The following is a 12,592-nucleotide window of genomic DNA, read 5'->3' as shown; positions in this document are numbered from 1 at the left end:
CGGGGCGGATCCGTCCTCCGTCTTGGTCCAAGCCCTTGTGACCTGCGGCGATACGGCAGGGACGCCTAGGACGGCACAAGACGGAGATGGGAGACGTCCTGGCGGTCAGCGCGCCGTTGATGATCGCGTTGCCGTCTTGAGCCCGGCTGCCGTCTTACCGACATTCCCTTTGACCTGCGGGATCACGGCAGGGACGGCAAGGACGGCAACCGGAGGGGCGGACCTCAGCCCGAATGGGGCGCGGGACCGGCGTCGACCGGGTGCACGGTGGGGCAGTAGCGCCGCCACGCGTCGAGGAACTTGTTGCGCATGTAGCCCTTGAGCTGCATTCCGTCGGCCATGCGGACGTTGCCGGACCTGATGCCGAACTCGCGCAGCATCGCGCTCAGGTCACGGGCACCCAGCCCGTTTCGTCCCCACTCGGCCCACGGGCTCTCCGCGTCTTGGCGCAATTGGTAGAGGAGATCCGCGGTGGAGAGGCTGTCGACCTCGCGCTGGGCGACGAAGACCCGACGGATGTCGGCGAGGATCCTCGCTCCGCTGGGGTGTTCCTCCTCGGCGGCCGCTTCGGCAGCGACCATCTGCGCACACGCCGCCCGCGCGAGACGTGGCCAAGGTCCGGCAGCGAGGTCCGCGACGATCACCAGGGGCTCCCAGGTGTCGGCGGCACGGTCCTCGACCGGCATGACCGGCTCCAGGTCAGCGGCCTCATCCAGCAACGGCCGGGCCCACGCAGCGATCCGGTCGCGCAGGTGGTGCAGGGCCGGAGTGTCGCGACGTGAGCGGAAGGGCCGGACGGTCTCGCCCTCGGCCCGGCGGCGCATGCGGACGACTACCGACCGGTCCATGATCGTGTCCGGCAGGTCGCCGATCCCCGCAAGAGCCGCCATGGCGAAGGTCTCGAACTTGCGGGGCGTGTGGTCGTTGCCCACCACCCGCGTGACGTAGCGGTTGCGCTGGTGACCGGCGTTGAGCAGGCCACGCATCTCCTCGTTCTTCTCCGCCATCTTCGGCGTGCCGAAGATCGTGTCCGCCTCGTCCACCAGGAGCGTGGGCGGCTCCTCCGTGATCGATCGGAAGACCGCCGCCGGTGTGGTGTTGATGGTGAGCATTGGCTCGTGCACCGTCTCGGTCAGCACGTCCAGCAGCCGTGACTTGCCGCAGCGCTTTGCAGGGCCCACCACCGCCAGGCGCGGCGCGTGCTGCCACGCAGGCTGGAGGTGGGTGGCCGCAACCCACAGCGTGACGGCGTCCAGCGCCTGCTGGGTGGGCGGGATCACGAATCGGGCTATCTGCGCACGCAGTTCGTCCAGCAGCGCAGAGCCCTCGGTCGGCGCCGGATCCGGGACCGCCTCCTCCTCAGCAGGGTCAACGGCCTGCGCACGGGCCGACGCTGCGTCCTCAGTCGCCGGGGCGACCTCGGGTGCGGAGTGGTCGGGCCGACCGGGCACTGCAACCGGAGGCCACACCGCTTTGCCGGCTGCGGAATAGGGCTCAGGTGCCGTAGGTTGCACAGGGCAGCTCCTTACCGGTGACGTGCAGGCCCAGGTCACCCAGGTCGTTCGTGGAATGCGGGCAGTGGAGTGTGCTGAGCCTCCGGCGTTGGCCCGCCGGAGGCTTCCTCGCTTCCTTGGCCGGGGCGAGGGAACACGGACAGTACGTCCACACCTGTCCACAGTCCAGCGTTTCTGTGTCAGCTCAGCGCAGACACACCTGCTACGGGCACGCCCGGTCACGCGGCAAGGCCCAGCAGCTCCAACAGATCAGCCGTCACGACCCGGTACGCCTTACCCAGCCGCAACACCCTGCACGGGTACTGCCCCTGCTTCGCCAGCGCGTACCCCTTGCTCCGCCCCAACCCCAGAGCCCGGTTACCCGTGTCCAGGTCAACAGCCGCAGGCAGTGCCAGCAGCTCCTCCCGGCTCATCCCGAACGACTTACCAGTGATCTCGTCCTCACGCACGCGGCGCTTCCTCCATGAGTGAGCCCTCGGCGAACGCGACGAGCACGTCCGTCTCCAGGCATGAGAACCACTGTGACCAGAGCTAATGTGTCTTCATGACACAACACCGTTCAGACCATGGATACGAGAAGGAAGACAAGGACGACTTCCTTGAGTGGGAGGACCACGTCATGGCCACCGTGGCCGGCGAGGTCCGCAGACGACGAAAGGAACTGCGGTGGAGCGCACAGGACCTGGCCGACAAGTGCGAGGAAATCGGCTACCCCATCCCTCGCAACGTCATCGCCAACATGGAGTCCGGCCGCCGCGCCACCCTGCCCCTGTTCGAGATCATGGTCCTCGCGAAGGCTCTGCTCGTCTCCCCGATCAGCCTGATCTACCCCGTCGGCTACGTCGCCGAAGTCCGCCAGCTCCCCTTCGAGGACCCCCAATCGACCTGGGACGCCCTGCAGTGGTTCGTCGGCGACTCCCCTGCCGATGACGCCACCGACTACATGCTCGATCACTTCCAAGCCCACGACCTCGAACTCCGCTCGGCCCTGGCTGCCGTGGAGAGCGAGGACTACGAACGCTGGAAGGTGAAAACCGCCGCCAACCGCGTCCAACGGGAAGCAGCCGAGCGCGCCCTGGTCCGATACGCCGACCAGGCCACCCAGGCCAAGTACGAACTGCGTCGGCACCGCGACGCCATCCGCGAAGGCGGCGGCACCCCACCCCATCTGCCCTCTCCACTCGCCGACGTCGATCCACCCGAACCCGACACCGTCACCACCGAGGAGAACGATCTTTGAAGGGCTCCACCCACCGCCGCTGCTACTGCCGCGACCCCAAGACCGGCAAGCCGCTCGGCAAGAACTGCCCCAAGCTCAACAGCCGCAAGCACGGCTCGTACTCCATACGCCAGGAACTCCCACCCCGCGAGGACGGCACCCGCCGCTCCTTCAGCCGCGCCGGCTACGAGTCCCTCAAAGCCGCACAGGCCGACCTCGACCACATACGCGCCCTGCTCGGGCTCTCCGACGCCGACGACCCCGAGGGCCTGACCCAGATCGCCGAGCTGCTGGAGAAGGTGGCGGACGAGAAGGCGCCCCTGCCGAACGTCGAAGAGACCCGGCGGCGCCTCAGCCACGGCCTGGACCTGACCAGCCGCCTCACTGTCGGCGACTGGCTGGACATGTGGCTGGCGGGCAAGAAGGGGCGACCGAGTGCCATCAGCCGCGATGAGGGCAACATCCGCCTCCACCTCAAACCGCGGATCGGGCACCTCCGCCTTGACCGCCTGCGCGTCAGCCACCTGTCGGAGATGTTCGAGGCCATCGCCGAGGCCAACGTCGACATCACCGAGGCAAATGCCACCCGTCGCAGGGCGATCGAGGACCTGGCCGAGATTCCCTGGAAGGGTCGCGCCCACCGCGCCCGCCGCCAGGTGTTGAAGGCTGCCATCGCTGAGATGGATCCCTTCCGACGCGTCGCCACTCCAGCCACGCGTCAGCGCATTCGCTCCACGCTGCGAGCCGCGTTGAACGCTGCGATCGCCCAGCAGCTGATTACCTTCAACCCGGCCTCCCACGTCGAGTTGGAGGCCGGCAAGCGCCCCAAGGCTCTGGTGTGGACAGAGGAGCGCATCCTCCACTGGAAGCGCACCGGCGAGAAGCCCTCGCCCGTGATGGTCTGGACGCCGGAGCACACCGGCCTCTTCCTCGACCACGTCGCCGAGGACCGTCTCTACGCGCTCTGGCACCTGATCGTCTTCCGTGGACTGCGGCGAGGCGAGGCGTGCGGGCAGAGGTGGACCGACACACACCTCGATGACGGCCGCATCACCGTCGCCAAGCAACTCGTCGTGAGCGGCTGGGAGGTGTACGAGGACGATCCCAAGACCGACGCGGGCGCTCGGACGATCGCGCTCGACTCAGACACGGTCCGGGCCCTCAAGCGGCACCGCATCCAGCAGGACATGGACCGCGAGGAGTGGGGCAGCGCCTGGGCGGAGACCGGACGCGTCTTCACCAAGGAGAACGGCGAGATGCTCCACCCCGCCAACGTCACCCGCCGCTTCATCGAGCTGTGCGAGGAGATCGGCCTCCCACCGATCCGGCTCCACGACCTGCGCCATGGGGCGGCGACTCTCGCCCACGCGGCCGGGGCCGACTTGAAGGACATCCAGGAGATGCTCGGCCACTCCTCGATCGCGATCACGGCGGACACCTACACGAGCTTGCTGCCCGAGACCGACCGGGCAATCGCCGAAGCCGCCGCCCGCCTCGTCCCCCGCGCACGCCCGACGAAGCCGGCCACCGCGACCGAGGCGGACATCGAAGCGGACGAAGAACCCGGAACCGAAGCCGAAGCTGTGGCGGACAGTGCCGGAGAATCCGCGGCCGAGGGCGGCTCTGGTGCCCCATCCGCTCACGCACCGCGCACGCAAACGGCCCCGGACGAGGAGTCCGAGGCCGAATAGAACGCCTCTCTGGGGAAAAACCCCAGGTCAGCGCGGCATGCTAAGAGCCCCCTGTCGGATTCGAACCGACGACCTTCGCTTTACAAGAGCGGTGCTCTGGCCAGCTGAGCTAAGGAGGCGTGCGTGAAGCAGTGTACCCAGGCGCGCCGGATGCCGGTTCCCATTTCGTGACTGCCGGGCTACTGACATCGGGGCCCGCCGCGGGTAGCGTCACGGAGAGTCCATATCAGTGGACTACACCACTCCTTTTACTCGGATCGTCCGGCACGTTCCTGCCGGTGAAGGGACTTTCACCATGGCTACGGTCACGTATGACCAGGCAACCCGCATCTACCCGGGTTCCGACAAGCCCGCCGTCGACAAACTGGACATCGCCATCGAAGACGGCGAATTCCTTGTTCTGGTCGGCCCCTCCGGATGTGGCAAGTCCACCTCGCTGCGGATGCTCGCGGGGCTGGAGGACGTCGACGGAGGCGCCATCCGCATCGGGGACCGCGATGTCACCCACCTTCCGCCCAAGGACCGGGACATCGCCATGGTGTTCCAGAACTACGCGCTGTATCCGCACATGACGGTCGCCGACAACATGGGCTTCGCGCTCAAGATCGCCGGTGTGCCGAAGGCCGAGATCCGGCAGAAGGTCGAGGACGCGGCCAAGATCCTGGACCTCACGGAGTACCTGTCGCGCAAGCCCAAGGCGCTGTCCGGCGGTCAGCGGCAGCGGGTCGCGATGGGCCGGGCGATCGTCCGGGAGCCGCAGGTCTTCCTGATGGACGAGCCGCTGTCCAACCTGGACGCCAAGCTGCGCGTCCAGACCCGTACGCAGATCGCGGGGCTTCAGCGCCGGCTCGGGATCACGACGGTGTACGTCACGCACGACCAGGTCGAGGCGATGACGATGGGCGACCGGGTCGCCGTGCTCAAGGACGGCCTGCTCCAGCAGATCGATTCGCCGCGGAACATGTACGACCGGCCGGCGAACCTGTTCGTGGCGGGCTTCATCGGCTCGCCCGCGATGAACCTCGTCGAGGTGCCGATCACCGACGGCGGCGTGAAGTTCGGCAACAGCGTCGTCCCGGTCCCCCGTGAGGCGCTGGCCTCGGCGGCCGACAAGGGCGACCGGACGGTGACCGTGGGCGTGCGCCCCGAGCACTTCGACATCGTCGAGCAGAACGGTGCCGCCGCGCAGTCGCTGTCCAAGGAGTCCGCGGACGCGCCGGCCGGTCTGGCCATCACGGTCAATGTCGTCGAGGAACTCGGCGCCGACGGCTATGTGTACGGCACCGCGGAGGTCGGCGGCGAGGTCAAGGATCTCGTCGTACGGGTCAACGGGCGCCAGGTTCCGGAGAAGGGCAGCCGGCTGCACGTCGTGCCGCGGGCGGGCGAGACGCATGTCTTCTCGACGTCGTCCGGGGAGCGCCTCACCGACTGATTCGGGCGGAGAGCGAGCGCGGCGGCGGTCCCGGGCACATCCGGGGCCGCCGCGGCGTTCGCCGGCAACAACTCCCGCACCCCGCCGCCAAGTCGGCACCATAGGGACATAACCCGACTTTCCGCACCAGTGCGTCAACCCCACAACCGCACCGACGGGCCATTGCGTCCCCCGATAAGGTGACCAAATGTCGCCAAATCATCACTCCTCGCTACGATCGCGACCGTGAACTCCGCAGCCCGCCGCATCGGCAGAACTCTCGCCCTCGTCCTCCCCGTCGTCCTGGTGCTGTCCGGGACCCTCGCCGTCACCGCCGTCCCGTGGGCGTCGTCGACGGCCACCGACTCCCAGGTACTGACCGCGGCCGCCGGGAAGGCCGTCACCAAGACCGCCGCCCGCGCCCCCGAGGAGGCCCTGCGCAAGCGCCTCCTGGTCGAGCTCCAGGAGAAGGACCCGGGCGTCGCCCTCACCCACCTCCAGGAGGCGACCACCAAGCGGCCCTCGCTGGCCAAGCACTGCGTCTCCATCGCCCGTGACCTCGGCCGTGCCGCGGTCGCCAAGTACGGCGCCGCACACCGCGCTCAGGCCTTCTCCCGCCCGGTCTGCGACACCTCCTTCGCCACCGGCGTCGCCGCCGCCCAGTGACCCCCGCTCGCACCGCATAGGGTGCGATCCATGACAGGTGCCCCGCATCCATATCCCACGCAGGCCGTGGTCCTGGCCGGCGGCCAGGGCTCACGTCTCCGCCCGTACACCGACGACCGCCCCAAGCCGATGGTCGAGATTCCCGGCACCGGGACCCCGATCATCGGCCACCAGCTGAACTGGCTGGCCGAGGAAGGCGTCACGGACGCGGTCATCTCCTGCGGGCACCTCGCCGGAGTGCTCCAGGACTGGCTGGACCGGGCCGAACTCCCGTTGCGCGTCACGACCGTTGTCGAGACCGAACCACTGGGCCGCGGCGGCGGCCTCAAGTACGCGGCCGGCTCACTGCCCCGCCCGGACGAGCCCTGGTACGCCACCAACGGCGACATCTGGACCCGCTTCCCGCTCCGTGAGATGGCCGCCTTCCACCACGAGCGCGCCGCCGAGGCCACCCTCGCGCTGGCCCGCCCCCGCATCCCCTGGGGTGCCGTGGAGACCGACGCGTTCGGGCATGTGCTGGACTTCATCGAGTCGCCGCCCTCGCCGTATCTCATCAACGCCGGCGTCTATGTCTTCTCCGCCGCCTTCACCGGGCTGCTCCCCGACCGCGGCGACCATGAGCGCACCACCTTCCCGCGCCTCGCCCGCGAACGCCGGCTGGCCGGCTTCCCGCTCCCCCAGGGCGCCTACTGGCGCGCCATCGACACCGCCAAGGACCTCACCGAGGCCGCCAAGGAGCTGAGCGCCCAAGGGCGTTGAGCGGGCGGCGTACGCGGGGCTGGGGCGGGTCCCCGGGCGTCCAGTAGCCGTACGGGCCCCCGGGCGCCGGTAGCCGTACGGCGCCCCCGCGTCGCCACTACGGGCCACCGCGCCCCCACCACGGCCACCACGCCGCCGCCACAGGCCACCACGCCCACCCCGACGCCGTCCACGGGCCACCACGCCGCCGCCTCGGCCCCTCACGACGCCCCGCGGCCATCCTCCGCCCTCCCCTCCCCCTCCCCACACACAACTGTCCCCGACCACCCCTCCCTCCCCCTGGCGGCCGGTGCAGAGGAGCCGTACGGGGAGATCGGGGAGATCGGGGACGGTGCGGGGAGGCGGCGGGTCAGCCCAGGAGGCCGCCCAGGGCGTCGCGGCCGGAGTCGCTTCCGGAGTCGCTGCTGCTGCCGCTGCTGCCGGTGGTGCCACCGCCGGTGCCGCCCGCCGAGGGCGGCACCCGGCTCGGTACCGGGGCCCGCCGCGTCGGCACGGTCTGCTGCGGTGCGCTGGTGGTCGCGCCCGGCTGCTCCGAGAGGCCGCTGCTGCTGCCCGTCGACCGTCCGGTGCCGGGGGCCGAGGCGGCCGGTGTGCCGGGCTTGCGGGCCTTGTGCGAGGCACCCGCGGAGGGCTTGCCGGGGCGCGGGGCGGCGCTGCCGGTGTGCCGGTGGCCGGGCCGGGTGGCGCGCTTGCCGGGGCGGGGCAGCGGGGAGCCGGGCAGGTTGTTGATCGCGGGCTCGCCGGGCCGCGGTACGGGCGCGACCGTCGCGGACCGTACGGCGCCGCCGAGCAGCGAGCCGATGAGCAGGGTCAGTCCGGCCACCACCGCGGTCATCACGGCGCCGCGGCGCAGCACCCTGCGCCGCAGGTCGGCCACCTCGACGCGGGGGCCGAGCCGACGCCAGGCCTCACCGGCCAGCCGCCCGTCCATGGAGTAGACCGGGGCGCCCGCGATGATCAGCGGGCTCCAGGCGGCGAGGTAGATGATGTCGGGGGCGTCGTAGGCGGGGACGGTGCGCCAGCTGACGGTCATCAGCAGCGCCGCGGACAGCAGGGCGCCGATCGCGGCGGCCACCCGCTGCCACAGTCCGCAGATGGTCAGCACACCGACGACGACCTGGAGGAAGGCGACGGTCAGCCCGGCGCCGACCGGGTGCGAGACGGCGAAGTCGCGCAGCGGCACCGCCAGCGCCCAAGGGTCGAGCGACATCAGCCACTTGACCATGGAGCCCCGCTCGCCGCCGTCGAAGTAGACGGGGTCGCAGAGCTTGCCCATCCCGGCGTAGACGGAGATCAGACCGAGGAAGATGCGCAGCGGCAGCAGGACGACGCCGAGGTTCATCCGGCGGCCGGGGTAGTACGCGTGCCGCACGGAGTCGGCGCCGCGCCGCCGGCCGCCGGGGTCGTAGCCGTCCGGTGCCTCGTACCGGTCGTCCTCGTAGCCGTCGTCGAGCGGGCCCCGGCTGCCGTACGCGGAGTTCCGGTAGGGGGTGTCGGCGTACGCGCTGCCCACGGGGCGTACGCCACGCAGCAGCTTGGTGTCGTTCTGGGCAGGGCCGCGCTGGCCGATCACGGTCTGGGCGGGGGGCGCCTCGTCGAGGCGGACCCGGGGCAGGACCTGGGTCGTGCCGACGTCCTCGCCCGGTCCGTCGAGGCCGATGCCCGCGTCGCGTACCGCGTGCAGGAGTTGGGTGGTGGCGCCGGCCGTCCCGCCCGGTGCGGTGCGGCCGCTCCACACCACGGGCGCCCGGCGTCTGGCACCGGCGGACGGGCCCCGGACGGCGGGGATGTGCGCGGTGTCGGCCATGGCGCCGCCCGCCGCGGGCGCGGCGAGCTGTACGCGGAAACTGGCGTGGTTGACGATGACCTGCGCGGGATCGCACGGCACCTTGACCGAGCTCAGGCCCGGCTCGTCATCGAAGCCCGGCGAGCGTCCCCCCGTAGGCGTGCGGGGTGTTCTGGTGTCCACGCTCATCTAACCGAGTGACTCGCGTGAAAGACACTGCCTTGACCGGGTCGATCTGTCCGAGACCCGTCAAAGATCACGGGATCCGGCAAAGACGTACGGAGGGTCAGGTCTTGCCCCGGGGTGGCGCGGCGGTGTGCCGGGCGCCCCCGGGGCAGCGGACTCAGCCGCGGCGGCGGGCCGCCTCCCACAGGACGACACCGGCCGCGACACCGGCGTTCAGCGACTCCGCGCCGCCCGGCATCGGGATGCGCACCCGGACGTCACAGGTCTCGCCGACCAGCCGCGACAGGCCCTTGCCCTCGCTGCCGACGACGATCACGACCGGGCCGTCCAGCGCCTCGACGTCCTGGAGCTCCAGCTCGCCGTCCGCGGCCAGCCCGACGACCGTCAGACCGGCCTTCTGGTACGACTCCAGGGTCCGGGTCAGGTTGGTGGCGCGGGCGACCGGCGTACGGGCCGCGGTGCCCGCCGAGGTCTTCCACGCACCGGCCGTCATCCCGGCCGCCCGGCGCTCCGGCACGACCACGCCGTGGCCGCCGAAGGCACACACGGAGCGGACCACGGCGCCGAGGTTGCGCGGGTCAGTGACGCCGTCGAGCGCGACGATCAGCGGGTCGTCACCGTTGTCGAAGGCGGCCGCGGCCAGGTCCTCGGGGTGCGCGTAGTCGTACGGCGGGACCTGGAGGACCAGGCCCTGGTGGTTGAGGCCGTTGGTCATCCGGTCCAGCTCGGGGCGCGGCGCCTCCATCAGGTTGATGTCGCCGCGCTCCGAGGCGAGCTGGAGTGCGGCGCGCACCCGCTCGTCGGTGTCGATGAACTGCTGGACGTAGAGGTTCGTCGCGGGCACGCCGTCGCGCAGCGCCTCGAAGACCGGGTTACGGCCGACGACCAGCTCAGCGGTGCCCTTGGCGCCGCCGCGCCGCGGGGCCGGGCGGCGCGCCGCGGCCTGCTTCGCCTGGGCATTGGCGACGCGGTTCTTGACGTGCCCCTTGCGTGCGGAGGCGGGCGGGGTCGGGCCCTTGCCCTCCAGGCCCCGGCGCCGCTTGCCGCCGCTGCCGACCTGCGCGCCCTTCTTGTTGGACGTGCGGCGGTTCCTGCGCTGGCTGTTGCCGGCCATGGGTCACCTGTTTCTTCACTGCTCTCGACGTCTCGCGACGTGGAGTGGGGACGTACGTATGGAATGAGTGTCGCCCGCGGCCACCCGGACGGTCGAATCCGGGTGGCCGGTGACGGGCGGGAGGGGGGTCAGGACAGCGACCAGCGCGGGCCCGAGGGGGTGTCCTCGATGGCGAGTCCGGACTGCTGGAGCTGGTCGCGGATGGCGTCGGCGGTGGCGTAGTCCTTGCGGGAGCGGGCGGCCTGGCGCTGGTCGAGGACCAGGCGGACCAGGGAGTCGACCACGCCGTGGAGGTCGTCGCCGCGGTCCGTGCCGCCGCCGGACCAGCGCTCGTCGAGCGGGTCCAGGCCGAGCACCCCGAGCATCGCCCGCAGCTCGGCGAGCCGGGCCACCGCCGATTCCTTGTCGTCGGCGAGCAGCGCGGAGTTGCCCTGGCGGACGGTGGTGTGCACGATCGCCAGCGCCTGCGGGACGCCCAGGTCGTCGTCCATCGCCTCGGCGAAGGCCGGCGGCACCTCGGGCGCGGGCTCGACGACGCCGGCCTTCTCGACCGCGCGCTGGACGAAGCCCTCGATCCGCGCGAACGCGGACTCGGCCTCGCGCAGTGCTTCCTCGCTGTACTCGATCATCGAGCGGTAGTGCGGGGTGCCCAGGTAGTAGCGCAGCACGATCGGGCGCCAGCGCTTGACCATCTCCGCGACCAGCACGGAGTTGCCCAGCGACTTGGACATCTTCTCGCCGCTCATGGTCACCCAGGCGTTGTGCGACCAGTAACGGGCGAAGTCGTCGCCGTACGCCTTGGCCTGCGCGATCTCGTTCTCGTGGTGCGGGAAGACGAGGTCGACGCCGCCGCCGTGGATGTCGAAGGCGGAGCCCAGGTACTTGTGGGCCATCGCCGAGCACTCCAGGTGCCAGCCGGGCCGGCCGCGGCCCCAGGGGGTCTCCCAGCTGGGCTCGCCCTCCCTGGCCGCCTTCCACATCGCGAAGTCGCGCGGGTCCCGCTTGCCGGTCTCGCCCTCGCCCTCCGGCTGGCGGAGGTTGTCCAACTCCTGGTTGGACAGCTGGAGATACTCCGGGAAGGACTTCACGTCGAAGTAGACGTTGCCGTCGGCGGCGTAGGCGTGGCCCCGCTCGATCAGGCCGCGCATCATCTCGATCATCTCGGGGATGTGGCCGGTGGCGCGCGGTTCGTACGTGGGACGCAGGCAGCCGAGGGCGTCATAGGCCGTGTTGAACGCGACCTCGTTCTCGTAGCCGATCGACCACCAGGGGCGGTCCTGTTCGGCCGCCTTCTTGATGATCTTGTCGTCGATGTCCGTGACATTGCGCACGAACGTCACGTCGTAGCCGCGGTAGTCGAACCAGCGGCGCATGATGTCGAAGTTCAGTCCCGACCTGATGTGCCCGATGTGCGGGGCGGCCTGCACGGTCGCGCCACACAGGTAGATCGAGACACAGCCCGGCACGAGCGGGGTGAAGTCGCGAATCTGCCGGGCGCTGGTGTCGTACAGGCGAATCGTCACGGAACCAGGGTAGTCGGAACGAGGCAGTGCCCCGCGACCCATTGGGCCACGGGGAAACAGATCCGCCACAACCGCCCGATTCGCCGGAAGTGTCACCTGCCCGGGGTGGGCCCGGGGCCTGGTCAGATGCTGCCCACCACCTTGCGCGGGGTGATCCGCACCACGACCCGCTCGGCGTCGTCGGCCGACGCCGGGTTGAACTCCGCGTACGGCTTGCCGGTGTACTTCCGCGACAGCTCATCGATCAGCTCCGGCCCGCCCTCGGTGCTGAGCGAGGCGGAGCCGCGGACCTCTGCGTACGTATAGGGCGCGTCGAAGGGCTGGACGACGACGGAGACCCGGGCGTCGCGGCGGAGGTTGCGCTCCTTGCGGCGGCCGACGGTCGTCGAGATCAGCAGATCGTCACCGTCGCGCTTCACCCAGACCGGGGAGACCTGGGGGCTGCCGTCGGGCTGGACGGTCGCCACGGTCACGAAGACCGGGGTGTCGAGGAGCTGCTTGAGGTCATCGGACAGGGTGGCGGTCACGAGGGGTCCTTCCTGCGGGCCGTTCCGAGGGACACGTACTCCGATGGTCCCCCCAACACCCGCGCGGGGGGGGGGGGGGGGGGGGGCGCGGGGGGGGGGGGGGGGGGGGGGGGGGGGGGGGGGGGGGTGGTGGGGGGGGGGGGGGGGTGGGGGGGGGGGGGAAGTGCCGAGCGCGAGGGGCTGGTGACGCGCCGGC

General features: G+C 70.8%; 11 protein-coding genes and 1 tRNA gene. 5 read left to right on the top strand and 7 right to left on the bottom strand.

The window, feature by feature from the left end; translation table 11 throughout:
• Positions 1–224: 224 nt before the first annotated feature.
• Positions 225–1,514 carry a DUF3631 domain-containing protein gene (locus ACZ4XD_RS31510; protein WP_468047704.1) on the bottom strand — a complete coding sequence of 430 codons (1,290 nt, stop codon included), beginning with the start codon at positions 1,512–1,514 and terminating at the stop codon, positions 225–227.
• 218 nt (positions 1,515–1,732) lie between these two features.
• Positions 1,733–1,927, bottom strand: a complete 195-nt coding sequence (locus ACZ4XD_RS31505) for a hypothetical protein (protein ID WP_129298510.1) — start codon at positions 1,925–1,927, stop codon at positions 1,733–1,735.
• 131 nt (positions 1,928–2,058) lie between these two features.
• On the opposite strand from ACZ4XD_RS31505, the gene ACZ4XD_RS31500 reads away from it, so the two are divergent.
• Positions 2,059–2,754 carry a helix-turn-helix domain-containing protein gene (locus ACZ4XD_RS31500; protein WP_468047702.1) on the top strand — a complete coding sequence of 232 codons (696 nt, stop codon included), beginning with the start codon at positions 2,059–2,061 and terminating at the stop codon, positions 2,752–2,754.
• Positions 2,751–4,424 carry a tyrosine-type recombinase/integrase gene (locus tag ACZ4XD_RS31495; RefSeq protein ID WP_468047700.1) on the top strand — a complete coding sequence of 558 codons (1,674 nt, stop codon included), beginning with the start codon at positions 2,751–2,753 and terminating at the stop codon, positions 4,422–4,424. Before ACZ4XD_RS31500 ends, ACZ4XD_RS31495 begins: the two co-directional genes overlap by 4 nt.
• 45 nt (positions 4,425–4,469) lie before the next feature.
• Here the strand turns inward: ACZ4XD_RS31495 and ACZ4XD_RS31490 are convergent.
• Positions 4,470–4,543 (bottom strand) — tRNA-Thr (locus ACZ4XD_RS31490).
• A 176-nt stretch (positions 4,544–4,719) separates the two neighbouring features.
• On the opposite strand from ACZ4XD_RS31490, the gene ACZ4XD_RS31485 reads away from it, so the two are divergent.
• From ACZ4XD_RS31485 to ACZ4XD_RS31475, 3 genes are all read left to right on the top strand, one after another.
• Complete coding sequence (locus ACZ4XD_RS31485) at positions 4,720–5,856, top strand: ABC transporter ATP-binding protein (protein ID WP_468047698.1); 1,137 nt, start codon at positions 4,720–4,722, stop codon at positions 5,854–5,856.
• A gap of 225 nt (positions 5,857–6,081) precedes the next feature.
• Positions 6,082–6,501: a hypothetical protein gene (locus ACZ4XD_RS31480; protein WP_190142903.1), complete on the top strand. Its 420-nt coding sequence runs from the start codon at positions 6,082–6,084 to the stop codon at positions 6,499–6,501.
• 30 nt (positions 6,502–6,531) lie between these two features.
• Positions 6,532–7,260 (top strand): nucleotidyltransferase family protein, encoded by a 729-nt coding sequence (locus ACZ4XD_RS31475; RefSeq protein ID WP_468047696.1) that lies wholly within the window; start codon positions 6,532–6,534, stop codon positions 7,258–7,260.
• Between the two features lie 349 nt (positions 7,261–7,609).
• Here ACZ4XD_RS31475 and ACZ4XD_RS31470 read toward each other — a convergent pair whose 3' ends face one another.
• From ACZ4XD_RS31470 to ACZ4XD_RS31455, 4 genes are all read right to left on the bottom strand, one after another.
• Entirely contained in the window at positions 7,610–9,229 is a 1,620-nt protein-coding gene (locus tag ACZ4XD_RS31470; protein ID WP_468047766.1) for a DoxX family protein, read from the bottom strand.
• Positions 9,230–9,389: 160 nt separating this feature from the next.
• On the bottom strand, positions 9,390–10,346 hold the full coding sequence (gene rlmB / locus ACZ4XD_RS31465) for a 23S rRNA (guanosine(2251)-2'-O)-methyltransferase RlmB (protein WP_388197547.1): 957 nt from the start codon (positions 10,344–10,346) through the stop codon (positions 9,390–9,392).
• Positions 10,347–10,474: 128 nt separating this feature from the next.
• Complete coding sequence (cysS, locus tag ACZ4XD_RS31460) at positions 10,475–11,869, bottom strand: cysteine--tRNA ligase (RefSeq protein ID WP_468047693.1); 1,395 nt, start codon at positions 11,867–11,869, stop codon at positions 10,475–10,477.
• 122 nt (positions 11,870–11,991) lie between these two features.
• Positions 11,992–12,396 (bottom strand): PPOX class F420-dependent oxidoreductase, encoded by a 405-nt coding sequence (locus ACZ4XD_RS31455; RefSeq protein ID WP_042147072.1) that lies wholly within the window; start codon positions 12,394–12,396, stop codon positions 11,992–11,994.
• Positions 12,397–12,592: the final 196 nt, after the last annotated feature.

It is taken from the genome of Streptomyces sp. NPDC029466 (assembly GCF_055574515.1).
Note: the sequence above shows the minus strand (reverse complement) of the source record. Positions and strands in the feature narration are given on the sequence as shown.